This is a genomic window from Nocardia sp. IFM 10818 (assembly GCF_054655275.1).
Genome location: NZ_BAAHJH010000001.1, coordinates 6,819,983 through 6,844,890 on the forward strand (window position 1 = coordinate 6,819,983; position 24,908 = coordinate 6,844,890).

The 24,908-nt window shown below is 69.7% G+C and carries 23 protein-coding genes; 15 read left to right on the forward strand and 8 right to left on the reverse strand.

The annotated features are described in order from the left end of the window. Positions 1–17 precede the first annotated feature (17 nt). Complete coding sequence (locus ACYQ5L_RS31590; protein WP_040861059.1) at positions 18–245, forward strand: WhiB family transcriptional regulator; 228 nt, start codon at positions 18–20, stop codon at positions 243–245. Positions 246–319: 74 nt separating this feature from the next. Here the strand turns inward: ACYQ5L_RS31590 and ACYQ5L_RS31595 are convergent, their stop codons facing one another. Further along, a complete protein-coding gene (locus ACYQ5L_RS31595; protein WP_459961852.1) occupies positions 320–799 on the reverse strand; it encodes a metallopeptidase family protein in 480 nt (159 codons plus the stop codon). Positions 800–1,126: 327 nt separating this feature from the next. Here ACYQ5L_RS31595 and ACYQ5L_RS31600 point away from each other — a divergent pair, with 327 nt between their 5' ends. The 6 genes from ACYQ5L_RS31600 (at position 1,127) to ACYQ5L_RS31625 (ending at position 7,617) form a co-directional block, all read left to right on the forward strand. Then, positions 1,127–1,516: a DUF3499 domain-containing protein gene (locus ACYQ5L_RS31600; protein ID WP_379200810.1), complete on the forward strand. Its 390-nt coding sequence runs from the start codon at positions 1,127–1,129 to the stop codon at positions 1,514–1,516. A gap of 80 nt (positions 1,517–1,596) precedes the next feature. Further along, the gene (locus tag ACYQ5L_RS31605) at positions 1,597–2,973 is read left to right on the forward strand and encodes a phosphomannomutase/phosphoglucomutase (RefSeq protein ID WP_459961853.1); all 1,377 of its coding nucleotides are present in this window, start codon (positions 1,597–1,599) and stop codon (positions 2,971–2,973) included. 72 nt (positions 2,974–3,045) lie between these two features. After that, positions 3,046–4,239 carry a tobH protein gene (locus ACYQ5L_RS31610; RefSeq protein ID WP_459961854.1) on the forward strand — a complete coding sequence of 398 codons (1,194 nt, stop codon included), beginning with the start codon at positions 3,046–3,048 and terminating at the stop codon, positions 4,237–4,239. Position 4,240: 1 nt separating this feature from the next. Beyond that, the gene (gene manA, locus ACYQ5L_RS31615) at positions 4,241–5,473 is read left to right on the forward strand and encodes a mannose-6-phosphate isomerase, class I (RefSeq protein ID WP_459961855.1); all 1,233 of its coding nucleotides are present in this window, start codon (positions 4,241–4,243) and stop codon (positions 5,471–5,473) included. A 206-nt stretch (positions 5,474–5,679) separates the two neighbouring features. After that, positions 5,680–6,627 (forward strand): cation diffusion facilitator family transporter, encoded by a 948-nt coding sequence (locus ACYQ5L_RS31620; protein WP_459961856.1) that lies wholly within the window; start codon positions 5,680–5,682, stop codon positions 6,625–6,627. 72 nt (positions 6,628–6,699) lie between these two features. Further along, complete coding sequence (locus ACYQ5L_RS31625) at positions 6,700–7,617, forward strand: cation diffusion facilitator family transporter (RefSeq protein ID WP_459961857.1); 918 nt, start codon at positions 6,700–6,702, stop codon at positions 7,615–7,617. Between the two features lie 7 nt (positions 7,618–7,624). On the opposite strand, the gene ACYQ5L_RS31630 is transcribed toward ACYQ5L_RS31625, so the two are convergent. Further along, positions 7,625–9,082 carry a phytoene desaturase family protein gene (locus ACYQ5L_RS31630; protein ID WP_459961858.1) on the reverse strand — a complete coding sequence of 486 codons (1,458 nt, stop codon included), beginning with the start codon at positions 9,080–9,082 and terminating at the stop codon, positions 7,625–7,627. A 61-nt stretch (positions 9,083–9,143) separates the two neighbouring features. After that, positions 9,144–9,722, reverse strand: a complete 579-nt coding sequence (locus ACYQ5L_RS31635; protein ID WP_459961859.1) for a TetR/AcrR family transcriptional regulator — start codon at positions 9,720–9,722, stop codon at positions 9,144–9,146. 216 nt (positions 9,723–9,938) lie between these two features. On the opposite strand from ACYQ5L_RS31635, the gene ACYQ5L_RS31640 reads away from it, so the two are divergent. Beyond that, on the forward strand, positions 9,939–10,157 hold the full coding sequence (locus tag ACYQ5L_RS31640) for a DUF4287 domain-containing protein (RefSeq protein ID WP_459961860.1): 219 nt from the start codon (positions 9,939–9,941) through the stop codon (positions 10,155–10,157). An 83-nt stretch (positions 10,158–10,240) separates the two neighbouring features. Here the strand turns inward: ACYQ5L_RS31640 and manB are convergent, their stop codons facing one another. From manB to rfbD, 3 genes are read right to left on the reverse strand one after another with little or no spacing between them, the layout of a single operon-like run. Beyond that, complete coding sequence (manB, locus tag ACYQ5L_RS31645; RefSeq protein WP_459961861.1) at positions 10,241–11,332, reverse strand: mannose-1-phosphate guanylyltransferase; 1,092 nt, start codon at positions 11,330–11,332, stop codon at positions 10,241–10,243. Between the two features lie 20 nt (positions 11,333–11,352). After that, a complete protein-coding gene (locus ACYQ5L_RS31650) occupies positions 11,353–12,249 on the reverse strand; it encodes a glycosyltransferase family 2 protein (RefSeq protein WP_459961862.1) in 897 nt (298 codons plus the stop codon). An 11-nt stretch (positions 12,250–12,260) separates the two neighbouring features. Next, a complete protein-coding gene (gene rfbD, locus ACYQ5L_RS31655; protein WP_459963604.1) occupies positions 12,261–13,154 on the reverse strand; it encodes a dTDP-4-dehydrorhamnose reductase in 894 nt (297 codons plus the stop codon). A gap of 284 nt (positions 13,155–13,438) precedes the next feature. Here rfbD and ACYQ5L_RS31660 point away from each other — a divergent pair, with 284 nt between their 5' ends. The 4 genes from ACYQ5L_RS31660 to ACYQ5L_RS31675 all read left to right on the forward strand — a co-directional run bounded on the left by ACYQ5L_RS31660 (position 13,439) and on the right by ACYQ5L_RS31675 (position 18,301). Continuing rightward, positions 13,439–14,872, forward strand: coding sequence for an LCP family protein (locus ACYQ5L_RS31660; protein ID WP_459961863.1), 1,434 nt, complete (start codon positions 13,439–13,441; stop codon positions 14,870–14,872). Further along, positions 14,860–15,576, forward strand: coding sequence for a TIGR03089 family protein (locus ACYQ5L_RS31665; protein ID WP_459961864.1), 717 nt, complete (start codon positions 14,860–14,862; stop codon positions 15,574–15,576). The genes ACYQ5L_RS31660 and ACYQ5L_RS31665 overlap by 13 nt, the downstream gene beginning before the upstream one ends. Before the next feature lie 120 nt (positions 15,577–15,696). Then, a complete protein-coding gene (locus tag ACYQ5L_RS31670; protein ID WP_459961865.1) occupies positions 15,697–16,995 on the forward strand; it encodes a cytochrome P450 in 1,299 nt (432 codons plus the stop codon). 10 nt (positions 16,996–17,005) lie between these two features. Beyond that, complete coding sequence (locus ACYQ5L_RS31675) at positions 17,006–18,301, forward strand: cytochrome P450 (RefSeq protein WP_459961866.1); 1,296 nt, start codon at positions 17,006–17,008, stop codon at positions 18,299–18,301. Here the strand turns inward: ACYQ5L_RS31675 and ACYQ5L_RS31680 are convergent. After that, entirely contained in the window at positions 18,298–19,836 is a 1,539-nt protein-coding gene (locus tag ACYQ5L_RS31680) for a carboxylesterase/lipase family protein (RefSeq protein WP_459963605.1), read from the reverse strand. The genes ACYQ5L_RS31675 and ACYQ5L_RS31680 overlap by 4 nt on opposite strands. A 115-nt stretch (positions 19,837–19,951) precedes the next feature. On the opposite strand from ACYQ5L_RS31680, the gene ACYQ5L_RS31685 reads away from it, so the two are divergent. Further along, positions 19,952–20,173, forward strand: a complete 222-nt coding sequence (locus tag ACYQ5L_RS31685; RefSeq protein ID WP_459961867.1) for an FmdB family zinc ribbon protein — start codon at positions 19,952–19,954, stop codon at positions 20,171–20,173. A gap of 34 nt (positions 20,174–20,207) precedes the next feature. On the opposite strand, the gene ACYQ5L_RS31690 is transcribed toward ACYQ5L_RS31685, so the two are convergent. Further along, a complete protein-coding gene (locus ACYQ5L_RS31690; protein WP_459961868.1) occupies positions 20,208–20,525 on the reverse strand; it encodes an Rdx family protein in 318 nt (105 codons plus the stop codon). Between the two features lie 322 nt (positions 20,526–20,847). On the opposite strand from ACYQ5L_RS31690, the gene ACYQ5L_RS31695 reads away from it, so the two are divergent. Then, positions 20,848–23,808: a DUF5691 domain-containing protein gene (locus tag ACYQ5L_RS31695; protein ID WP_459961869.1), complete on the forward strand. Its 2,961-nt coding sequence runs from the start codon at positions 20,848–20,850 to the stop codon at positions 23,806–23,808. Continuing rightward, positions 23,805–24,905 (forward strand): ATP-binding protein, encoded by a 1,101-nt coding sequence (locus ACYQ5L_RS31700; RefSeq protein WP_459961870.1) that lies wholly within the window; start codon positions 23,805–23,807, stop codon positions 24,903–24,905. Before ACYQ5L_RS31695 ends, ACYQ5L_RS31700 begins: the two co-directional genes overlap by 4 nt. Positions 24,906–24,908: the final 3 nt, after the last annotated feature.

The window sequence follows — 24,908 nt, forward strand, 5'->3', positions numbered from 1 at the left end:
TTTCGCGTGGTGGTCGGATGACCGAGGCCGAGCAGTGGCAGGAACGGGCGCTGTGCGCCCAGACCGATCCGGAGGCGTTCTTCCCGGAGAAGGGCGGTTCCACCCGCGAGGCCAAGCGGATCTGCATGGGCTGCGAGGTCCGCGACGAATGCCTCGAATACGCCCTCGCCAACGACGAACGCTTCGGCATCTGGGGCGGACTGTCGGAGCGCGAGCGGCGGCGCCTCAAGCGGGGCATCATCTGACCGGTGTGCCACGCGCCTCGTAGGCACACCGAAAACCCGATGGCACCAACAGCTTTCGCCGGGTAACCGGCCGACTATTCCGGCTCGGGGTCGATCACATCGGGGTCGACCCCGAGATATGTCGCGATCTGCTGGACGAGCACCTCGCGCAGCAGGTCCACCAGATCGTCCGGATCGCCCGCCCGCAACTCGAGAGGTTTGCGGAACAGCACCACGCGGGCCCGGGTGGTGCGGCCGTAGCGATCCACTCCGGCCGGGATGAGGCGGGACAGCGGCACCGGGCCGTCGGCCACCACCTCGTCCGGCCAGGTGACCGAATCCGGGTGCAGCGGACGGATTTTCGGCACATCGTCGACGGCGATGTCGAGCTTCGTCAACTGATCGTGCCAGCGGCTCTCCAGGGGCGCGAAGGCTTCCAGCACCAGGCGGTCGAACTGCTGGCCGCGGGTGCGCCGGGCCGGCACGGTGGGCGGCAGCATGGGCCCGCGCACACCCCGCCCGCGACGGATGACCGACCGCGCGGTGGGCGGTCGCCGGCGACGTGAACGGGTCATACCACGAATCTAGCGGTATTCGGCGACGGTGTTGGATTCGCCTCCGCTTCGCTAGCGACACGATTGCGAACCGACCGGCTGTGTTTTATTTGCCCTCCGCTTCGCTCCGGGCTGTTCGCGGCCCTCGTAACCCCGATCTTCCCTCCTCCGCTCCTCCGCTTCGCTCCCCCGCTCCGTCAGTCCAGATCGGGGCGGGCCGCGAACCGGGGGTCATCCTGCTCTGACGGCGCGATCTCAGGCATCCGGAACCGCGTGAGGACCGTCGCTTTGAGCGTGTCCGTCCCCACGACGGGCGTGAGGGGGGTTACCCTGCATGACGTGATTCCCATGCGTCGTTGCTGCCGTCCAGGCTGCAAGAACCCGGCCGTCGCGACGCTGACCTATGTGTACTCCGACTCGATGGCGGTGGTCGGTCCACTGGTCACGGTCGCCGAGCCGCACTCCTGGGATCTGTGTGAGACCCACGCATCCCGGATCACCGCGCCCAAGGGCTGGGAGCTGGTCCGCCACGAAGGCGGGTTTTCCTCCTCCACCCCCGACGACGATGATCTGACCGCGCTCGCCGAGGCCGTCCGCGAAGCCGGATTACGCCGCCGCACACCGGAACCCGATCAGCGTGGCTACTCCGACTACTCCCCCGCCCCGCAGCGGCCCACCCGCACCGGGCGCACCGGCAGACGCGGGCACCTACGGGTGCTACCGGATCCGCCCAACTGAGCGACGGCAGGCGGCGTTCCCCGGACATGCGCAGGTCCTCCGAATACAGCTCCCGGACCGGAGCTACTAGTGTGTTCGACATGACCGACGCCCGTTCCGCCGAGTCCGTACATGCAGTCATCAAGGCATACGACGTCCGCGGGGTCGTCGGGGAACAAATCGACGCGAGTTTCGTCCGGGATGTGGGGGCTTCCTTCGCCCGCCTGATGCGCGGAGAAGGCGCGGCGCGGGTCGTCATCGGCCACGATATGCGCGATTCCTCACCGGAACTGAGCGAGGCCTTCGCCGAGGGCGTGCTGGCCCAGGGGCTGAATGTGGTGCACATCGGCCTGGCCTCCACCGATGAGCTGTACTTCGCCTCCGGCCATCTGGAATGCCCCGGCGCCATGTTCACCGCCTCGCACAACCCGGCCCGGTACAACGGCATCAAGCTGTGCCGCGCCAAGGCCCTGCCGGTCGGACAGGACACCGGGCTGGCGACCATCACCGAGGAGGTCATCGCGGGCGTGCCCGCCTTCGACGGGCCGCGGGGCGCCGCCACCGAGGAGGACCTGCTCGCCGCCTATGCCGCCTTCCTGCACAAGCTGGTGGACCTGAGCGGATCGCGCCCGCTGAAGATCGCCGTGGACGCCGGCAACGGCATGGGCGGGTTCACCGTGCCGGCCGTGCTGGGCACGCTGCCGCAGTTCAGCATCGAACCGCTGTACTTCGAGCTGGACGGCAACTTCCCCAATCACGAAGCCAATCCGCTGGATCCGAAGAACCTGGTCGATCTGCAGCGCTACGTCCGCGAGACCGGCTCCGATATCGGCCTGGCCTTCGACGGTGACGCGGACCGCTGCTTCGTGGTGGACGAGAAGGGCGAGCCGGTGCCGCCCTCGGCCATTACCGCCCTGGTCGCCGAGCGCGAGCTGACCAAGGAGCCGGGCGCCACCATCATCCATAATCTGATCACCTCCAAGGCGGTGCCGGAGCTGGTGACAGAACTCGGCGGCACCCCGGTGCGCACCCGCGTCGGCCACTCCTTCATCAAGCAGCAGATGGCCGCGACCGGGGCCATCTTCGGCGGCGAGCATTCCGCGCACTACTACTTCCGCGACTTCTGGGGCGCCGACTCCGGCATGCTCGCGGCCCTGCACGTGCTGGCCGCCCTGGGCGAGAAGGATCGCCCGATGTCCGAGCTCGCCTCCGCCTATGCAACATATGCCGCCTCCGGAGAGATCAACTCCACAGTGGCGGACGCGAAGGAGCGGACGATGGCCGTGGTCGAAGCCTTCGGCAAGCGCGCGAAGTCGGTCGATCGCCTCGACGGCGTGACCGTGCAACTGGCCGACGGCGCCTGGTTCAACCTGCGCGCCTCCAATACCGAGCCGCTGCTGCGGCTCAATGTCGAAGCCCGATCGCAGGAGGAAGTAGACGCACTCGTGACCGAGATCCTGAGCATCGTCCGCGCCTGACTGGAATAGTGGAATCACAGAGCTTGGATTCACCAGCGGTGGTGACCCGATGAGGGGAGGTGGCAACGCCCGATGATCGCTGGGACACCGGTACTCGACCTCGATGACGTCGCCTCGCTGGAGGCGGCCGACGCCGGGGGCACTTTGCGCTCCGCCGCCTCGGGTGGTGCGCAGGTCCGCGCCACCGCCGCGGCGCTGGCCGAGGACGCGCTGACGCGACTGGCAGACCTACGACCGCGCAGTCTGGTGCTGGTCTGCGGCAGTGGCCGGGCCGCCCGCGCGGCCGCCATGCTCATTGCCGCGCTCGGGGATTCGACGAGTATGCCCGTGGTGCCGGCCGCCGCCGTGCCGCCCTGGGTGGGGCCGCTGGACGTGGTGCTGGTGGCGGGTGACGACTCCGGGGATCCGCGCCTGGCCGAGTCCGTGGACCGGGCGCTGCGCCGGGGTGCGGAGGTGGTGGTCGCCGCACCCGACGAGGGTCCGATGCGGGCCGCGGCCGCCGGGCGCGCCACCATGCTGCCGCCGCGGGTGCGGGTGCTCGACCACAATCGGCTGCTGCGCTATCTGGCCGTGGGGATGGCGGTGGTGTCCACCGTCGACCCGAATCGCACCGGGCCGCTGGTGCCCGAATTGAACGCTCTCGCAGACCTGCTGGACGCGGAGGCGCTGCGGGACGGTCCGCAGAGCGAGGCCTTCCACAATCCGGCCAAGATGCTCGCCACCCGCATGCAGCAGCGCAAGCGGATCGTGCTGGCCGGGGATTCCCCGGCGGCGTCGGAGCTGGCGGCGCACGGGGCCGAGGTACTGCTGGCCGCGGCCGGGCAGATCGCCACGGCCGCCACCCTCGCGGAAACCGTTGCGGCGCACGCCCGCATGGTGGAGGCGGCGGGCGTCGCGGCGCCCGACTTCGATCCGCTGTTCCACGATGAGCAACTGGACGGTCCCGCGCCGGTGCAGCAGGTGCGGGTGTTCGTGCTGAGCACCGAGGCCGATCAGGTGGCGGCGCGGCGGCGGCTGGCGCTGTTCGGCGGCGACGCCGGGCTGGTGGACGCCGATCTGGTGAGTGTGGATGCGGCGGCGGCCGATTCGCCGACCGCGCCGACCGCCCTGGAGGCGGAGGGGCAGGCCGCGCCCGCCCGCCGCGGCGGCGCCCTGGAACAGCTGGCGGTGCTCGCGCTGCGGCTGGAAATGGCGGCCGCCTACTTACGACTACTCGGATCCCGCCCGGCCACCGGTCGGGGAGGTTACGACGGGGGGCACTACTAAAGTGCACGAACTCGTTGGTGCGCTGCGTTCCTATGCCTGGGGTTCGCGCACCGCGCTCGCTCAGCTGTGCGGGCGACCGGTCCCGTCCGCCCATCCCGAGGCCGAACTCTGGTTCGGGGCGCATCCGGCCGATCCCGCCCAGGTGCGGATCAATGGCCACAGCCGCTCGCTGCTGGAGGTCGTCAGCGCCGACCCGCAGCACGAGCTGGGCACGGTCGCGGGCGAATTCGGCGGCCGGCTACCGTTCCTGCTGAAGATCCTGGCCGCCGAGGAACCGCTGTCGCTGCAGGCCCATCCCAGCATCGAGCAGGCGCGGGCCGGGTTCGCCCGGGAGAATCACGCCGGGGTAGCCATCGACTCCCCCATGCGCAACTACCGCGACGAGAACCACAAGCCCGAACTCGTCGTCGCGCTGGACCGCTTCGAGGCCCTCGCCGGTTTCCGCGACCCGCACCGCACGGTGCGGCTGCTGCGCGGGCTCGACGTCCCCGAGCTGAACCAGTACGCGGAACTGCTGGCCGCCCAGCCCGATTCGGCCGGGCTGCGCACGCTGTTCACGACCTGGATCGCGCTCCCGCAGGCCAATATCAAGGCGCTGCTGCCCAAGGTGCTCGACGGCTGCGTCCGCTACCTCTCCGATCGCGAGACCGGATCCGAGAGCGCGCCCAGGGAATTCACCGCCGAGATCAAGACCGCCCTGGAACTCGCCGAGGCCTATCCCGGCGATGCCGGGGTGCTGGCGGCCCTGCTGCTCAACCGCATCACCCTCGAGCCCGGTGAGGGCCTGTTCCTGGATGCCGGCAACCTGCACGCCTACCTGCGCGGCGTCGGCGTGGAGATCATGGCCAACTCCGACAATGTGCTGCGCGGCGGCCTCACGCCCAAGCATGTGGACGTCCCGGAACTGCTGCGGGTCCTGGACTTCGAGCCCCTCGACGTCCCGACCATCGAACCCGAACCCGATAACGGCGGGTTCCGCTACGACACCCCGGCCCCCGAATTCGCCCTGCGCCGCTACGAATTGCCGCCCGGTGCGGATCCGATCCCGGTGCTGGCGAACGGCCCCGGCATCGCTTTGTGCACCCAGGGCACCGTCCGCCTCTTCCAGGGTGACGACAAGCTCCTGGTCGAATGCGGCCACGCCGCCTGGATCTCCGCCGCCGACGGCGAGATCCGGGCGCAGGCGGTCAACGGTCCGGCTCAGCTGTTCTGCGCAGCCGTCGGCGAGGACTGAGCTCCCGCCTATTTCCAGGGGTCCGGCGGCTTGCCCCGGGTTTCCCGGGAGCGGACCAGGGCCCGCCTGCTTCCGGGGGTTCGGGGGCTTGCCCCCGGGTTTTCCTCTCTCCGGGGGTGTGGGGGCGTAGCCCCCACAGTTCCCAGGACATGGATAAGCTGTCCCGTCGAGCGCAATTTGCGAAACGGACACGGAGGAGCAGCGCATTGTCTGCGGGTGGCGGTAAGAAGGCGATCCTGGCGGCGCTCGGCGCGAACGCCGGCATCGCGACGGCGAAGTTCATCGGCGCGGCGATCACCGGATCGGCGTCGATGCTGGCCGAGGCGGTGCACTCGGTGGCCGACACCTCGAATCAGGGTCTGCTGCTGCTCGGCCAGCGCCGGGCCGAGCAAGAGGCCGATGAGCTGCACCAGTTCGGGTACGGGCGCAGCCGGTACTTCTATTCGTTCGTGGTGGCGCTGGTGCTGTTCACCCTCGGCTCGATCTACGCGGTCTACGAAGGCATCCACAAGATCCAGCATCCGGAGGATCTGACCTCCCCGATCGTCGCCGTCGTCATCCTGGTCATCGCCATCGGCCTGGAGACCTTCAGCTTCCTGACCGCGGTGAAGGAGTCGCGCCCGCTCAAGGGCGATGCGAGCTGGTGGCGCTTCATCCGCAACTCGCGCAGCCCGGAGCTGCCGGTGGTGCTGCTCGAGGACACCGGCGCCCTGGTGGGCCTGATTCTCGCGCTGTTCGGCGTCGGCCTCACCATGATCACCGGCAATGCGGTCTTCGACGGCATCGGCACCCTCTGCATCGGCGTGCTGCTCGGCATCATCGCCATTGTGCTGATCATCGAGATGCACAGCCTGCTCATCGGCGAGGGCGCGACGCCGGGCGAGGATCGCGTCATTCGCGACAAGTTGGTCGACGGCGCCCGCATCGACCGCGTCATCCACCTCAAGACCCAGTACCTGGGCCCGGAAGAACTGCTGGTGGCGGCGAAGGTGTCCATCGTGCCCGGTCTGGAGATCGCCGAGATCGCGGCCGCCATCGACGACGCCGAGGCGCGGGTGCGCGCGGCGGTTCCGGCGGCCCGGGTCATGTACCTGGAGCCGGATCTGTACCGCACCGAGCCGGTCGACGCACCGGGCAGCGGCACGTCCCGCTGACGGCAGAGTCACACCGACCGCCCGGCGTGTGCCCGCACGCCGGGCGGCTTCGCGCCACTAGCGTTGGCTGCCATGGCATCCGGTGGCGGTAGGAAGGCGATTCTGGCGGCGTTCTCCGCGGACGCCGGTATCACCGTGGCGAAGTTCATCGGCGCGGTGATCACCGGTTCCGGCTCCATGCTGGCCGAGGCCATGCATTCGCTGGCCGACACCGCCAATCAGGGTCTGCTGCTGGTCGGCCGCCGGCGCGCCGAGCAGGAACCGGATCGCCTGCACCCCTTCGGGTACGGCCGCAATCGCTACTTCTACTCGTTCGTGGTGGCGCTGGTCATCTTCACCATGGGCGGGCTGTACGCCATCGACGAGGGCATCGCCAAGATCCGGAATCCGGAACATCTGAGCTCTCCGCTCGTCGGCATTGCCATCCTGCTGGTCGCGCTGCTGCTGGAGTCCTTCAGTCTCGCCACCGCCCGCCGCGAATCCGCACCCCTCAAAGGTCGTGGCAGCTGGTGGAAATTCATTCGCACCACCCGCAATCCGGAACTGCCGGTGGTGCTCCTGGAGGACAGCGGCGCCCTCATCGGCCTGGTCTTCGCCTTCGCCGGCGTCGGCCTGACCATGCTGACCGGCAATCCGCTCTGGGACGGCATCGGCACCCTGGCCATCGGAATCCTGTTGTTCTGCATCGCCATCGTCCTCATCGTGGAAATGAAGAGCCTCCTCATCGGCGAGGGCGCCACCCCCGACGAGGACCGCCGCATTCGCGAGAACCTGGTCGACGGCACCCGCATCGATCGCGTCATCTACCTCAAGACCCAGTATCTGGCCCCCGAGGACCTGCTGGTCGCCGCCAAGGTGGCCATCACCCCGGGCCTGGACATCGCCACCGTGGCGACCGCCATCGACGAGGCGGAAGCCCGTGTCCGCCAGGCGGTCCCGACGGTCGGCGACATCTACATCGAACCGGATCTGTACCGCGCGAACGCCTGACGCGCGGTCAGTGGATGGCGCGGAGCAGGTCGAGCGGGTTGGTGCGGATGCCGAATTCGTGGCGGAGGGCGTGGCGGGCGGCGTAGAGGCCGTTCATGCCGTGGACGCCGGGGCCCGGGGAGGTGGCGGAGGAGCAGAGGTAGACGCCCGGCAACGGGGTGCGGTAGGGATTCCAGCGCGGGACGGGGCGGAATACCGTCTGGCGGAAGGTCATTGCGCCCGCCGAGATATCGCCGCCGATGTAGTTGGGGTTGTGGGCGGGCATGGTGGCTGCGGTGCGCACATGGGTGGCGAGCACGAGATCGCGGAAGCCGGGGGCGAAGCGTTCCACCTGGGCGGTGATGGCCGCGGTGAGATCGCGGGTGGAGCCGTTGGGGACGTGGGCGTAGGTGTAGAGGGTGTGCTTGCCCGCGGGCGCGCGGGTGGGGTCGACCACGCCGGGCTGGATGGCCAGCACGAAGGGGCGCTCGGCGTGTGCGCCCGCGGCCACGGCTTTTTCGGCGGCCACGGCTTCGGCGCGGGTGCCGACCAGGTGCAGGGTGCCCGCGCGATCGCAGCCCAGGGCCCGCCAGGGGACCGGGCCGGAGAGGGCGAAGTCGACCTTGCAGGCCGCGCCGCCGTAGCGGAATCCGCCGAGCTGTCCGGCATAACCCGACGGCAGGCGATCGGCGGCGATGCGCTGGAATTCGGCGGGGGCCAGATCCAGCAGAACCGTTCGGACATCGTCGAATTCGTCGATGGAGTCGACGCGGTGACCGGTGATCGTCTTGCCGCCGTGGCGGCGCAGGTCGGCGGCGAGGGCGTCGATGATGGCCTGGCTGCCGCCGCGCGGGACGGGCCAGCCGCGCACGTGCGCGAGCGTGCCGAGCAGCATGGCGACGCCCGCGCCCGGAATACCGCGGGGCGGGCGGATGGCGTGGGCGGCGACGCCGGTCAGCAGGGCGCGGGCCGTCTCCTCGCGAAAACGCAGGTTCCACAAGGGAGTCGATTGCTCGACCAGGCGCCGGGCGAAACGCACGCCGGTGGGGATGTCGAGGGGCGGGTGCCGCAGATCGGACATGCCGAGACCGACCACGCCTTCCCAGTCGCGGACCAGCGGTCCGAACAGGCCGCGCCAGGCCGCGCCGTCGCGGCCCAGGCCGTCCACGGTGTGGTCGAGGTCGCGCCAGGCCAGCCCGGCATGACCGTCGTCGAGGGGATGCGCGTAGGACACCAGGGGCGCAAGCAGTTCGACGCCGTGCAGCTCCAGGTCGAAGGCCCGGAAGAACGGTGAGGCCACGGCCATGGGATGCGCGCCCGCGCACAGGTCGTGCCGGAAGCCGGGCAGGGTGACCTCGGCGGTGCGGCAGCCGCCGCCGAGGGCGTCGGCGGCCTCGTGCACCTCGACCTCGAGCCCGGCGCGCGCCAGGATCACCGCCGCCGCAAGCCCGTTGGGTCCCGACCCGACCACGACCGCATCAGCCATGATCACAGCCTAGGCCGGATCGGCGGGCGGCCGGCCGCACCGTGACGAACCACGCGCCGGCTCAGCCGCGGCGGGTCCACTCCGCGAGCAGAATATCCAGGCGCTGGGCACGAAAGTCCGGCCGCAACCGGCCACCTCGATCCAGGGTGGCGAGGCCGTGCAGGGCGCTCCACACCACTTCGGTGAAGGTTTCCACATCGTGGGGCGGAGCGAAGGGCGCGAAGGTCTGCAGCAGTTCGAAGAAGGCGTCCTTGAGCTGCTGCGGCGCCTCGGGCCCGAATTTCAGGTCGGTGCGGAGCAAGAACATGGCGTCGTAGAGCGCCGCGCTGTCGCGGGCGAACGCCAGGTATCCCTCGGACACGGCGCGTACCGCCGCCTCGGGACTGTCCGCCGCCTCCCGGAGTTCCCTTGTGGCGGCAGCCAGTTCGGCGGCCCCCTGCAGGGCGACCGCGGACACGATGGCGTCCTTGCCGGCGAAGTGGCTGTAGAGCACGGGCTGGCTGTATTCGATCCGGTCGGCGAGACGGCGGACCGTCACCGCGTCCCAGCCCTGGGTCTCGGCCAGTTCGCGCGCGGTGTCGATGATGAGCTGGTGCCGATCGGCGCGTTCACGTTCCTTACGGGCTTGGCTGGCGTTCACGAGAAAAACTCTAGCACCGCTAGACAATCTACCCACATCCAAGTTAGCGTTGCTCCATCAGTTAGCAATGCTAGATTGAATGTGCGCGAAAGCCGCACCCCCGCAGCGGCATCCGCCGCGGCCGCCGTTCCCGCGGTGATCCCTGTCACAACGCGATGAATTCCGGCGGGGTCGGCCGTCTCCACTTCCGACACGCACGGACGAAGGAGACATCCCATGGCGACCGCCAAGCCCCACGGCCCCGCTTCCTACTTCCCCTCCATCGAGGCGAAGTACGGCCGCACCGTCGACGAGTGGTTCACCGTGCTGCGGGAGAGCGGCGTGACGGGCCACAAGGACCAGGTCAACCACCTGAAGACCGAGCACGCCATGGGTCATGGTCATGCGACGGCCCTGGTGCAGTACCACCTGAACCCGGAGAAGTGGGCTTCCTGATTCGGCCCGACCACCGCAAATCGATCGAAAGCAATCGGCCGCTCGCAGTGCGAGCGGCCGATTGCTTTGTGCGGCAGGTGTTTCTACACGTCGGTGGAGAAGCGGATGCCGCCGTCCGGGATGTTCACCCCGGGCCACACCCGTGCGCCGCGTAGTAGTTCGCAACGCGCCCCCACCTCCGCTCCGTCACCGATCACGGCATCGCGCACCAGGGCGCGCGGGCCGATCTTGGCGCCGAAGCCGATGATCGAACGCTCCACGGTCGCACCGGCTTCCACCACCGCGCCGTCGAAGAGCACCGCGCCGTCGAGGCGGGCGCCCGCGCCGACCTCGGCGCCGCGGCCGACCACGGTGCCGCCGATGAGCAGCGCGCCCGGGGCGACGCCGGCGCCATTGTGCACCAGCGATTCCCCGCGCTGGCCGGGCAGCGCGGGCGAGGGGGCGATACCGCGCACCAGATCGGCGGAGCCGCGCACGAAGTCCTCGGGGGTGCCCATATCGCGCCAGTAGGAGGTGTCGACATGGCCCTGGATGTGCGCGCCCTCGGCCAGCAGCGCCGGGAAGACCTCGCGTTCCACCGAGACCGGGCGGCCCGAGGGGATCTTCTCGATGTATTCGCGGCGGAAGACATAGCAACCGGCGTTGATCTGGTCGGTCGGCGGGTCCTGGGTCTTCTCCAGGAATGCGGTGACCCGGCCGTTGGCATCGGTGGGCACGCAGCCGAAGGCGCGCGGATCGCTCACCCGGACCAGGTGCAGGGTGACATCGGCGTTCGAGGTGTGGTGGGTGTCGAGCACCGCGCCCAGATCGGTGCCGCCGAGCACATCGCCGTTGAACACCATGACGGTGTCCGCGCGCAGCTTGGGCAGCACATTGCGGATGCCGCCGCCGGTGCCCAGCGGTTCGCTCTCGAAGACGTAGTCGATCTCGAGCCCCAGCTCGGAGCCGTCGCCGAAGTGGTCCTCGAACACCTCCGCCTTGTAGGAGGTGCCGAGCACGACATGTTTGATGCCGGCGGCGGCGATGCGCGCCAGCAGATGCTGCAGGAACGGCAGTCCGGCCGTCGGCAGCATCGGTTTGGGGGCGGACAGAGTCAGCGGACGCAGCCGGGTGCCCTGGCCCCCGACCAGGATCACCGCGTCCGTGGACCCGGCATCATTGCCGTTGCTCGCCATCTTCTCCCCTGTCAGGTGGTTTAGGTATTCGTGCGCTCGCGCTCACGCAGCGCAGATCGAACCGCAAGCTTGCAGCGGATCGCAAGTCCGGCCTTGAGCGCGACCCGCAGCGGAGCCTGCCACCAGTGCGGATGCCGGTCGGCCTGGAAACGGTAGGCGCTGGCGTGGTGCGCCGGCAGCATGGTCTCCGGGTGGCGACCCGCGGCATGGCCCTTGGCGTGCGTGACCTCCGCGGACGGCACGAACACATTGTGCCAGCCGGCCTTGCCCATGCGGTCGCCGAAGTCCACATCCTCCATATACATGAAGTAACGGGAGTCGAAGCCGTCGATCGAGTCGAAGGCGGCGCGTCGCACCAGCAGGCAGGAGCCCGACAGCCAGCCGACGGTGCGCTCGGAGATCTGCTCGTTCTCCTGGCGGTAGCGGCGGGTCCACGGATTGCCCGGCCAGACGGTGCCGAGGATGGCGTGGCCCGCGCCGTCGAGCAGGCCGGGCACCGAGCGCGCGGACGGGTAGACGCTGCCGTCCGGCTCCAGCACCATCGGGCCCAGGGCGCCGGCGCGCGGCCAGCGGCGGGCGGCGGCGAGCAGCTCGTCGAGCGAATCGGTGCCCCAGCGGATGTCCGGGTTGGAGATGACGATGAACTCGATCTCCGGGTCGATCTCGGCGACCGCCCGGTTGATGGCCCCGCCGTAGCCGATATTGCCGCCGGTGCGCAGCAGCCGCACATGCGCGTTGGCATCGGCGACCAGTTCCGGCACACCGTCGGTGGAACCGTTGTCGGCCAGGATGACCTGCGGCTTCTCGCTGGTGGCGGTGGCTAGCGTGCTGATGAAGTGTTCCAGGTGCTCACCGGGCGAGTAGGTCACCGTGACGACGGCGATAGTCGGCCGTCCAGCAGAATCCGAGGGGCTCACGGACGCCCAGCCTAGTCGGAGATGGCGTGCAGTGCGTCGTTCAGTGCCGCGTGCCAGTCCCGCAGCGGGGCGAGTCCGGCGGCGGCCCAGGACCTGCCGGAGAGCACCGAATAGGCCGGGCGCGGTGCGGGTCTGGGGAAATCCTCGGTGCCGCAAGGGCGTACGCGCGCCGGGTCGGCGCCGAGGCCGGTGAAGACCGCGCGAGCAAGATCGAACCAACTGGCTTGTCCAGCGTTGGTGGCGTGCAGGATTCGGGGTATACCGGCCTGTTCGTCCGGTTCCAGCAACCGCTCCGCAAGCTCGAGCAGACCGGCCGCGAGATCCGGTGCGTACGTAGGCGATCCGAACTGATCATTCACCACGCTGACGGTCTCGCGCTCGCGTTCCAGCCGCCGCATGGTGGCGACGAAGTCGGCGCCGCGCCCGGTGTAGACCCAGGCGGTGCGGACGATGCGCGCATCGGGCGAAAGGTCCAGTACCGCCTGCTCTCCCGCCAGTTTGGAGCGGCCGTAGACAGTGGACGGACCGGTCGGATCGGTGGGCTCGTAAGGCCGGTCGGACGTGCCCGGGAACACGTAATCGGTGGACAGGTGAATGAGCCGCGCACCGGCCTCGGCGCAGGCGGAAGCCAGCACCGCCGGTCCGGTGGCATTGCCCGCGAAGGCCGCGTCCACCTCCGATTCGGCCAGGTCAACAGCGGTATAGGCGGCACAGTTGAGAACCACGTCCCCCTGCCGCAGCACCCGGCGCACCGAATCGGCGTCGACGATATCGAGGTCGCCGCGGCCATAGCCGCGGGCGCCGGGCGCGAGCCGGAGCAGGGCGCGGCCGAGCTGTCCGCTCGCGCCCGTCACCACGAGCCGCGCGGTGAGCGGTGTCACGGAGGCGGAAGTCACGGCGGTCAGTCTGGCATGTCCGGAGGCTACCGCGCACTCCCGGTCCACCTGCGGGAATGCCGCGGGCGCGGGCCCGGCCGCGCGGGCTCCGCACGACTCACGGAGCGCCGGCTACACCGACATGAACGACCGCCCGTCTAGCCTGCCCTAGGGGGCATTCCATCGGCGCCACCTCGATCGCGGGGTGCGGTCGGCCGCATACGGGAAAGGATCAGGGGTTGCCGGACAGCACAATGGCATCCGCGCCGCTACCGTCGCGGCGACCCAGGTCGCCGCGCACACGGGCATTCCGGATGACGCCGCCGCGGGTGCTGTCGGCGCTGGCCGCGGTGCTGGTACTGGCGGCCACCGGGTTCGGCTGGCACAGCGTGGATCAGCTGGTGTCGAGCATCAACCGGATCGGCGATCTGGGTCTGGGCGGGGGCAAGGACGGCGCGGTCGACATCCTCATGGTGGGCATCGACAGCCGCACCGACGCGCACGGCAATCCGCTCACCGACGCGGAGCGGGCCATGCTGCACGCGGGCGACGAGGTGGGGCTCAATACCGACACCATCGTGCTCATCCGGGTGCCCAACAACGGCGAGTCCGCGACCGCCATCTCGATCCCCCGCGATTCGTATGTCGATATTCCGGGCCTGGGCATGGGCAAGATCAACTCCGCGTACGGCGCCACCAAGCTGAACGAGCAGCAGAAACTCCTCGACAAGGGCGTGGCGGCGGCGGAGGCCGATCAGGAGTCCACCCTGGCCGGGCGGCAGGCGCTGATCAAATCGGTCGCCAACCTCACCGGCCTGACCGTCGACCACTACGCGGAGGTCGGGCTGCTCGGTTTCGTGCTGCTCACCGATGCCGTCGGCGGGGTCGAGGTCTGCCTGAACAACGCGGTGTACGAACCGATGTCGGGCGCGGACTTCCCGGCCGGACGGCAACGGCTGGACGGCGCACAGGCTTTGAGCTTCGTGCGGCAGCGGCACGAACTGCCGCGCGGCGATCTGGACCGCATCGTGCGCCAGCAGGTGTACATGGCGCAGCTGGTGCACCAGGTGCTGAGCGCCAAGACGCTCACCAACCCGGGCCGGCTGCAGGAACTCAGTGACGCGGTGGGCCGCACCGTGGTGCTCGACGACAATTGGGATGTGCTGGCCTTCCTGCAACAGCTGCAAGACCTGTCCGGCGGGCAGGTGAAGTTCGAGACCATTCCGGTCAAGGATCTCAACGGCTGGACCGATGACGGCGAATCGGTGGTGCGGGTCGATCCGGCGGCGGTGCAGAAATACGTCGCCAAGATGGTCGGCGAGGACGCGGACTCGCACGAGGAGACCGGCGGCGTCGATCCGGCCACGGTCACCGCGGACGTCTACAACGCCAGCGGCGTGGGCGGGCTGGCCGGTCAGGCGGCACAGGCGCTGGCCGCCAAGGGTTTCCGCACCGGCACCGTGGACAACTGGATCGGCGGCCCGGTGCAGAGCAGCCGGGTGCTGGCCGCCAGCGGCGGCGATCCGAAGGCGCGCGCGGTGGCGCAGGCCCTGGGCGGGCTGCCGGTGATCGCCGAGGCCGGGCTGCCGCAGGGGGCAGTCCGGGTGGTGCTGGCGAGTGACTACTCTGGTCCGGGTTCGGCGACAGAGGGCGGGAGCACGGGAATGTTCACCAGCTCCACCATGACGCCGGTACCGCCAGCTCCACCCATCGATGCCGGGCAGAACGGACCCAAATGCGTGAACTGAACGAGACCCTCACCGAAGCGGTGCTCGACCCCATCCTGGCCCGCGATCCGGCGGGCCCGCGCATCACCTATTACGACGACGCCACCGGCGCGCGCATCGAACTGTCGGCGCTGACGCTGGCCAACTGGGCGGCCAAGACCGCCAATATGATCCGCGACGAGTTCGGGCTGTCCTCGGGCAGCCGGGTGGCGGTGCTGCTGCCCGCGCACTGGCAGACCGCGGCGGTGCTGCTGGGCTGCTGGTGGGCCGGGGCGGAGGTGGTGCTGCACGCCGATCAGGACGCCGAGCTGGCGCTGGTCACCGCGGACCGCATCGACGAGGCCGGGGATATTCCGGAGATCGCGGCGCTGTCGCTGGATCCCATGGGCATGCCGGTTCGCGATCTGCCGATCGGAATCACCGATTACGCGACCTCGGTGCGCGTGCACGGCGATCAGTTCCGGCCGGGCGGGATCGGCTGCGCCCTGGACGGTATGTCGGTATCGGAAGCCCTGGAAGCGGCCCGTAAATCGGCCGCGCGGCAGGGCTTCACCGCCGGTGATCGCGTGCTGTCCAGCAGTTCGTGGGACACCCCGGCGGAATTGATCGACGGGTTCATCGCCGTATTGGCGGCGGGCGCGTCATTGGTGCAGGTCGCCAACCCGGACGCGGCCGCCCAGGAGCGCCGCGTCGGCGCGGAGCGGGTGACCGCACAGCGTAGCTGACCGACCGCACGGCGTAGCTGAGTCCTACCGCGGTAGGAGTATTCGCTCACTCCCCGGGATGTTTTCCACCCCTACGGATTTCCGTACCGTGGAGACCATCCGACGACGAGGGAGTCAGCGATGGTCAGCCCGCGATACTGGATGCGATGGATGGCGGAGCAGGGGGCGGCACGCTATGCCATGCGACTACAGGCCCGGCGCGGCGATTTGTTCGCGCGACTGCACGCCAGCACTGTGGGATTGCACAATCCGTACCCGATCATCGAAGAGCTGCGCGGCCAGGGCCGGATGGTCCGTTCCCCATTGAGCTGGGTCAGCACCGATTACGAACTGGGCCGGGCCATGCTGCGTGACAACCGGTTCGGCGTGTTCACCTTCGAGTCGGTCGGGGTGCCGGACGCGCTGCGCCGCTTCATCCAGGGCGCGCCGCTGCCGGCCAATCCGGTGGAGCCGCCGTCCATGCTGATGGTCAATCCGCCGGATCACACCAAACTGCGCAAATCGGTATCGAAGGCATTCACCCCGCGCGCCATCGGGCGACTGCGCGATCGGGTGGAATCGGTGACCACCGAACTGCTCGACGCGCTGCCCTCGAACGGCTCCGCCGATCTGGTGACATCCTTCGCCTCCCAGGTGCCCATCGCGATCATCGCCGAGATGCTCGGCTTCCCGGCCGAGAAGCGCGCGGAGTTCCTGGAATGGGGTGATGCCATGAGCCCGCTGCTCGATCTCGGCATTTCCTGGCGGAGTTGGCGGACTGCCCTGATGTCGATGCAGACCATGGACGGCTACCTCGACAGCCATATCGCCCGCCTGCGCCGGGAGCCCGGCGACGATATCCTCAGCAGCCTCGTCACCGCGGGCGAGCTCGACGATCAGGAACTGAAGGCCACCGCCAGCCTGCTCATGGGCGCGGGGTTCGAGACGACCGTCAACCTCATCGGCAACGGTGTGGTGCAACTGCTTTCGCATCCGGACCAATTGGCGAAGTTGCGCGCGGAACCGGACCTGTGGCCGAACGCCGTGGAAGAAGTCCTGCGCTTCGACTCACCGGTGCAGACCACGGGGCGAGTCGCCTTGTGCGATATGGAATTCGGCGGGCGGCAGCTGCGCCAGGGCGCCACCGTCATCCTCTCGCTGGCGGGCGCCAACCGCGATCCCAACGCCTTCGACAATCCGAACGACTTCGATATCACGCGCTCGAACGCCAAAGACCACCTGGCGTTTTCGAGTGGAATTCACATCTGCCTCGGCGCGAGCCTGGCGCGCATGGAAGCCACCTACGCCCTGCGCTCCCTATTCGACCGCTTCCCCGACCTGACGCTGGCGGGCACACCGCGACGGCGGCCGCTGTTCACCCTGCACGGGTATTCGCATATGCCGGTGCGGCTGGGTCAGCGCGCCGCGGCCACGGTCTGAGCGGGCGATCATGACACCGCGGTATTGGCTCCGATGGGGGCTCGAACACGGGTCGGTGCGAGCGGTATTGCGCTGGCAGGCCCGTCGCGGTGATCCGTTCGCGCGGCTCATGGGCAGCGCCGACGGACTTCGCGATCCGTACCCGCAGCTGGAGGCGCTGCGCGAGCGCGGGCGGCTGGCGCCGAACCCGCTCATGTGGGTCACCACCGATTACGAGCTGAGCCGGAACATTCTGCGCGACAGTCGATTCGGGGTGTACACCATGGAGCGGTGGCCGCTGCCCGCCACCGTTATCCGGCTGGCGCGCAAGGCGGTGCTGCCCGCCAGTCCGGTGGAACCGCCGGCCATGCTGCTGCTGGATCCGCCCGAGCACACCCGGCTGCGCAAATCGGTCTCGGCCGCGTTCACCCCGCGCGCCGTCGGCCGATTGCGCGATCGCGTGGTGTCGGTGACGGCGGAACTGCTGGAAGCCCTGCCCGACAATGGATCCGCCGATCTGGTCCCGGCCTTCGCCGCGCAGGTGCCGATCGCCATCATCTCGAGCATGCTCGGCTTCCCGGAGCGGGATCGCGAGACCTTCCTGGGCTGGGGCGAACGGGTGACGCCGCTGCTGGATCTCGGTCTGTCCTGGCGGGTCTGGAAGCGGGCGGCCGGGGCCATCGCGGAGACGGACGCCTATCTGGACCGGCATATCGCCCAGCTGCGGCGGGCGCCCGGGGACGACATCCTGTCCAGCCTGGTGACCGCGGGCGATCTGGAGGACCACAAGCTGAAGGCGACCGCGACGCTGCTCATGGGCGCGGGGTTCGAGACCACGGTCAACCTCATCGGCAATGGTGTGGTGCAACTGCTCTCGCATCCCGAGCAGCTCGCACGGCTGCGGGCGGAACCGGAGCTGTGGCCGCAGGCCGTGGAGGAGATCCTGCGGTTCGATCCGCCGGTGCAGACCACCGCCCGGGTGGCGCTGTGCGATGTGGAGTTGAACGGCACGACCTTGCGCGAGGGCAGTGCGGTGGCGCTCGCGCTGGCCGGGGCCAATCGGGATCCGAAGGTCTTCGAGGAGCCGAATCGGTTCGATGTCACCCGGCCGAATGCCAGAGAGCACCTGACGTTCTCGAGTGGCGTCCACTCCTGCCTCGGCGCCAGCCTGGCCCGCATGGAGGGCGGGCACGCGCTGCGGTCGTTGTTCGAACGCTTTCCCGGACTGGAACTCTCGGGCACGCCGGAACGCCGGCCGCTGCACAACCTGCACGGCTACGCGCACCTGCCGGTGCGGCTGGGGCGGCGCGCGCCCGCCGCGGTCTAGTAGAAGCCGACGGCCTCGTCGCCCCACACCGAATTGCGGTCGTGGTCGGGATCGTCCACGACGCGATCGACGGCGTCGATGACCAGCGTGGTGCGGGTGTCCGCGGTGTAGGGCGGCCAGTGCTTGGAGCCGTCCAGCGCGGCGGGCACCCCGTACCCGGCGAAGGCCGTCCAGCGGCGCATGGTGCGGCCCGAAATATCCTGGGCGGCTTTGCGACCGCCCAGCCAGAACGTCGGATCGTAGTCGAAGGAGCCGAAATTGCCGAAGACGTACGGCAATTCGGTGGCGTGACCGGCCCCGACGCGAGCCGCCTTCAGCATGGGCGTGGCATGGTCGAAGCGGTACATCCAGGTCGGCGAGTGCCGGGAGTGCGCATTGGCGACCCAGTGCGCCGGCATGCGGAACGCGGCATCGGTGGACATCGACATGGCGCCGCGCGGGGTGCTGAGATCGCCGTAGGCGGAGGCGATTTCGGCAATGCGCTCCGGCGACATGCCCGGATGCTCGGCGGCCACGCCACGCAGCATGGCGTTCACGGCGTCCGGGGTGACCGGCATGATGGGCGAGCGGAACACCCGGAACAGCGAGGCCTCGTCCTTGTTGGTGCCGATGATCAACGGCACGCGATGCGAAAGCCCTTCCTGGAAGCGCTCACTCGGATAGGACGGCAGCACGTCGCCGTCCACCACCGGCGCGGCGGCCAGCCGGCCCGGCTCCCGGGTGGGCACCTCGTCGAGCAGGATGCCCGCACCGGTGATGAGCCGCTCGATCGGCATATCCAGCAGTTCGGCGGCGTGCTCCGGCGCCAGCTCCAGGATCTCCAGATACCGTTTGGCCACGGTCGCCGCATAGCCCGGCCCGAAAACCGTGGTGGCGGGCGGGGATTGGGCAATGGCGCGATGGAACAGCCCGGCGGCGCGCGGTGAGGTGAGCAGGGCCGTCACACAGCCCGCCCCCGAGGATTCGCCGAAGACGGTCACATTGTCCGGGTCCCCGCCGAAGGCCGCGATATTGTCGCGCACCCACTCCAGGGCGGCGAGCTGATCGTGCAGCCCCAGATTCGGCACGAACTCCGGGCCGAGCGAGGACAGATCGAGAAAGCCGAGCGCGCCGAGGCGGTAGTTCACCCCCACCACCACGACCCCGCCGGTCTCCGCCATTCGCCTGCCGTCGTAGATGGCCTGCGCCGCGGTGCCCAAGCAGAACGCGCCGCCGTGAATCCACACCATGACCGGACGCGGTTCCTCGGCGGGTTCGACCGGGGCCCACACATTCACCCAGAGACAGTCCTCCCCCATACGCAGCCCGGAATCCACCGGCACGAACCCGGCGCTCTGCGGCGCCACCTCCCCGAACTCGGCGCAATCGCGCACCCCGTCCCAGGGCTGCGGCGGCCGCGGCAGCCGGAACCGGTTCGCGCCGCCCGCATCGGCGGCATAGGGAATGCCGCGCCACACCGCCACCGAACCCTGTCTACGGCCTCTCACCTCGCCGGATCCGGTTCGCGCCACCGGATCGGTGTCCTCCTGCGTCATCGTGTCGAAGAACCGAGTGCTCACAACGACCTCCTCGTACCCCGTAAATCGAGGGTACCGAGTGCATCGGCGCCGACCGCGCCAGCGTGAGCGGCGCGTCATCTAGCCTGGGAGCGTGCCGAGTTATGCGTACCGCTGCCGTAGTTGCGGCGACACCTTCGAGAAGAGCCGGCCGATGGCGGAAGCGTCGGATCCGGCGACCTGCCCGCAGGGGCATGAGGACAGTGTGAAGCTGCTGACCACCTTCGGGGTGGTCAGCGGTGGCGGTGGGGGCGGTGCGCCGATGCCGTCCGCGCCCGCGGGCGGCGGGTGCTGCGGCGGCGGGTGCTGCGGCTGATCTCGCCCACATGGCTCGGCCGGCGCCGTACGACTCAGTCGGCCGGGTCGGAGTTGGCGGCGGGCCCGGCCGGGCCGCCGGAGGACTTGTCGGCGTGGCCGAGGGAGCGGCCGGGGGCCACGCGGTCGCGGACGCGTTGTTTGAGGACGGCGATATCGGGAAAACCGCCGTCCGCCTTGCGTTCCCAGATCTGTTCGCCGTCGACGGCAATGCGGAAGACACCGCCCTCGCCGGGGATCAGCGCCACCTCCGACAGGTCGGTGGCGAAGGTGGACAGCAACTCCTGAGCCATCCAGCTCGCGCGCAGCAGCCAGCGGCACTGTGTGCAGTATTCGATCGCGACGCGGGGCATACCGGGCACCCTACCGTGGGTGCGGGGTGGGATCAGGGGGCGAGCAGGGTGAACAGACTCAGGATATTGAGCAGCAGGGCACTGCCGTTGAGAGCGATGGCGGAGCCGGTGGTCAACAGACTCAAGACGGTCCAGGGACTCATGAAAGCTCCTTCGATCTGACGATGTCCGGGCCTTGCTCAACGGTAACCCGGGCGGGCGTTTCCGGAAGATCGAATTCGCGTTTTGCGCTGGCCTTTTCACATCGCGAGGAGGCGTTTCACATTCGGGGGCTTGTCGGTGCGGTGCGATAGAAATCAGGGCAACGAAGGAAGGGGGATCGATGACCACCGCCTGGACCGCCGATCAGATCGCCGCGATCGCACCCGACGCCGCCTCGCTCACCGCGGCTCGCAAACTGCACGGCAAGTGGACCGCCACCGGCCACCACGACACCACCCTGTGGGGCCTGTGCAAGGGCAGCGGCAGCACGCCGTACCAAACCATCATCGATACTTCCGGCCCGGCCTACAAATGCTCGTGCCCGAGCCGCAAATTCCCGTGCAAGCACGCGCTGTCCCTGCTGCAGCGCTGGTCCGAGGGCGCGGTCCCCAGCACCGGCGCGCCCGCCGATTTCGCCGCGGAATGGCTGGCCGGACGCGCCTCCCGAGAGGCGAAAAAGGCCGCGGCCGAGGCGAAACCACCACGCGCCACCGGCTCCGCCGCCACCGACCAGCGCCAGGCGCGCGTCGCCGCCGGTCTGGCCGACCTCGACACCTGGCTCACCGACCAGATCCGCACGGGCCTCGCCCAAGCCGACCGCTCGCACCACGCCTTCGAATCCATGGCCGCCCGCATGGTCGACGCGCAGGCCCCCGGCATCGCCCTCACCCTCCGCCGGTTGCCCCGCCTCAGCACCCGCTCCGACTGGCCTCGGCAACTGCTGCGCGAATACGCTCGCCTGCACCTGCTCGCCACCGCGCACCGCCGCCTGGCCGACCTCTCCCCCGCCCTGCGCTCCAGCGTCCGCACCCACATCGGCTATCCCACCCCCGCGGAATCCGTCCGCGCCGAGCCTCCCGTCCGCGACCACTGGATGGTCCTCGGCCAGCACACCTCCGCCGAGGACGGGTTGCACACCCGCCGAGTCTGGTTGCGCGGCCGCGCCACCGCCCGCTGGGCCCTGCTCATCGACCACAACTACGGCAGCCCCAGCTTCCCTCCCGACACCCCGATCCCGGGCCAGCAGATCGACGCCGACCTGCACTTCTACCCCGCCGCCGCACCCCTGCGCGCCCTCTGGGGCGCCCGGCACCACCATCCGGAGCCCTGCGTATCACTCGAATTCCATACGGCCCCACCCGATCTCGACATGTCGATCCCGCGAGACAACGGGCAGAACGAAATCGCGCCCGCAGGCGCGGCCCGCCCGGGCAGCATTGCGGCCGCGCTGTTGTCGCATGCGCGGGCGCTCGGCGCCGATCCCTTTCTGCGCGGCTGGCCGGTGCTGCTGGCGGATGTCGTGCCGGTGCGCGGTGAAAAGGGTTGGCATGTGGTGGAATCCGATGGGACGTCACTGCCGGTTGCGATCGGGGATGGTGAGCCGTGGCGGCTGTTGGGGCTGTCGGGCGGGCATCCGGTGACGTTGATCGGTGAGTGGACGGCCGACGGCATGGCGCCGATTGCGGCGTTCGCCTCCGGCTCCGTGGTGGATGTGGTTGTCGGGGACGGCAATTCGCGAGGAATGCCGAGTGGGGTTCCGATCGAGTCCGGTGCCGACGGCGTGGGGGCGGAGTTGGTTTCCACCGCTCTGGTCGGGACGGCTCGCCGTGGCGGTGAGCCCGAGGGCTCGGCCGCACCGGTCGCGGCGGCCGCGGCGCGATTGAGCGGCGAGCCGGCCGATATGCTGCTGGAATCCGTTGCGTTGCAGGACTGTTTCGTGCGCGGCGGAGTGCCGGCCGGGACGGCGGAGCGGGACAGCGTTGCGGACGAGGATGCACGGCCGCTGTTGCCGCAGGGCGCGGCCGATCGGCTGGCGGCGCTGCTGCAGGACAACTCGCCGTTCCTGGAGGAGTGGTTCGCAGCGGCCGCGCGACATGATTTCCGAGCTCCGGAGGCGATGAGCAGTCTTTTGCTCGAGCGGGCCAAAGCGCTGGCACCGCACCGGGAGCCATTGCTGCGGCTGGCGGGGGCGCGGGGGCGGTGGCTGGCCGGGCAGCATCCCGGGTGGCGGACGCTGGTGCGGGCGGCGGCCGATGACGAGTCGGTGTGGTCGCACGGGCGGGCGGCGGAGCGGCGGGCGTGGCTGGCGCAGTTGCGACAGCGGGATCCGGGGGCGGCGCGGGCGGCATTGAGCAGTTCGTGGGGGACCGAGGCCGGGCCGCAGAAGATGGAATTGCTGGCGGTGCTGGCCGAGGGGCTGTCGCTGGAGGATGAGCGGCTGCTGGAGGAGGCGCTCGACGACCGGCGGGCCGAAGTGCGGCGGCTGGCGGCGGATCTGCTGGGCAGACTGCCGGATTCGGCCTTCGCGCGGCGGATGACCGCGCGGGCCGCCGCCTGGCTGAGTTTCGGGCAGCGGCTGCGGCAGCCGCAGTTGACCACCACCGGGCCGGGGGTGCTCGATGACGCCGCCCGGCGCGATGGGATCGGGGATGCCTTCGGGTACACCGCCTATCGAGCCGATGGCGCACCGGATCTGGCCGCCGAATGGCTGCATCGGGTGGTGGCGGGGACGCCGCTGCGACACTGGGAGCGGGTGCTCGGACCGCCGCAACAGGCGGTGCGGGCGCCGATGGCCGAGAGCGTGCGCGGACCCATGTTCTCCGGGTGGGCCGATGCCGCACTCGCCCAGCGGAATTCGCAGTGGGCCGCGGCACTGTTCGGCACCTTCGGAACGCCGGAGGCGGGTGAGGTGGACAGTGAGAAGCTGCGCGAGCTGTTCGCCCTGCAACCCGAGGAGGATCAGGTGCGGCATCTGCGCCGGCTGGACTCCAGCTGGCTCGCCGAGATCGAATCCCTGCTGCGCGCGATGCCGCATCCGTGGCCGAACGCCATGGCCGAGCATGTGCTGCGACTGCTGCTGGAGCGTGCGCAGCTGTCCGCCGATCGGCCGGGCGCGCCGAGCCTGGTGCCGGGTTCGTATCGCACCCTCTTCCGCGCGGCCTCGGCCCATTTCCCGGTGACCGTGGCGGACATGGTGGCCGCAGTCGCCCGCAAATGCGGAGAACCCTACTGGGAGCAGGCCTTCGACCAGCTCGCCCACGACCTTATTCACCGCAAGACGATGCTCGAGGAGTTGACGTGACCATCACTCAGGAGCGGGACGCCCTGCTGCGCCCGCATGCCGAACAAGCCTTCGCCGATGAGCTGGCCGCGCTGGCGGCGGCCGATGACCGCCCGCGCCCGCCGTCCTGGAAGCTGTCGCCGTGGGCGGTGGTCACCTATCTGCTGGGCGGCACGCTCGCCGACGGCACCGTGATCAGCCCCAAGTATGTGGGACCGCGCCGGCTCATGGAGGTCGCGGTCGCCACCCTCGCCACCGATCGGGCGCTGCTGCTCATCGGTGTGCCGGGCACCGCCAAAACCTGGGTGTCCGAACATCTCGCGGCCGCGGTGGCCGGGAGGTCCACCCTGCTGGTGCAGGGCACGTCGGGGACCGCGGAGGAAGCCATCCGCTACGGCTGGAACTATGCCCGCCTGCTGGCCGAGGGGCCGAGCGAGGCGGCGCTGGTGCCCTCGCCGATCATGACGGCCATGCGGGCCGGGTCCATCGCCCGGCTGGAGGAGCTCACCCGCATTCCGTCGGATGTGCAGGACGCGCTCATCACGGTGTTGTCGGAGAAGACGCTGCCGGTGCCGGAGCTCGGCACGGAAGTGCAGGCGGCCAAGGGATTCAATCTCATTGCCACCGCCAATGATCGCGACCGCGGCGTGAACGAGCTCTCCTCCGCGCTGCGGCGGCGCTTCAATACCGTGGTGCTGCCGCTGCCCGCCGGTGAGGACGAAGAGGTCGCCATTGTCACCCGCCGCGTCGAACAGCTCGGCGCCGCACTGGAATTGCCCGCCGTGCCCGCGGCCGCCGAGGAGGTGCGGCGCGTGGTGCGGGTCTTCCGCGAGTTGCGCTCCGGCATGACCGAGGACGGCCGCACCAAGCTGAAGTCGCCGTCCGGGACGCTGTCCACGGCCGAGGCCATCTCGGTGATCACCAATGGTCTCGCCCTGGCGGCGCATTTCGGGGACGGTGTGCTGCGCGCCTCCGATATCGCCGGTGCGGTGCTGGGCGCGGTCATCAAGGATCCGGTGGCGGATTCGGTGGTGTGGACCGAATACCTGGAAGCCGTTGTCCGCCAGCGTTCGGAGTGGGCCGATTTCTACCGGGCCTGCCGTGAGGTGAACGGATGAACG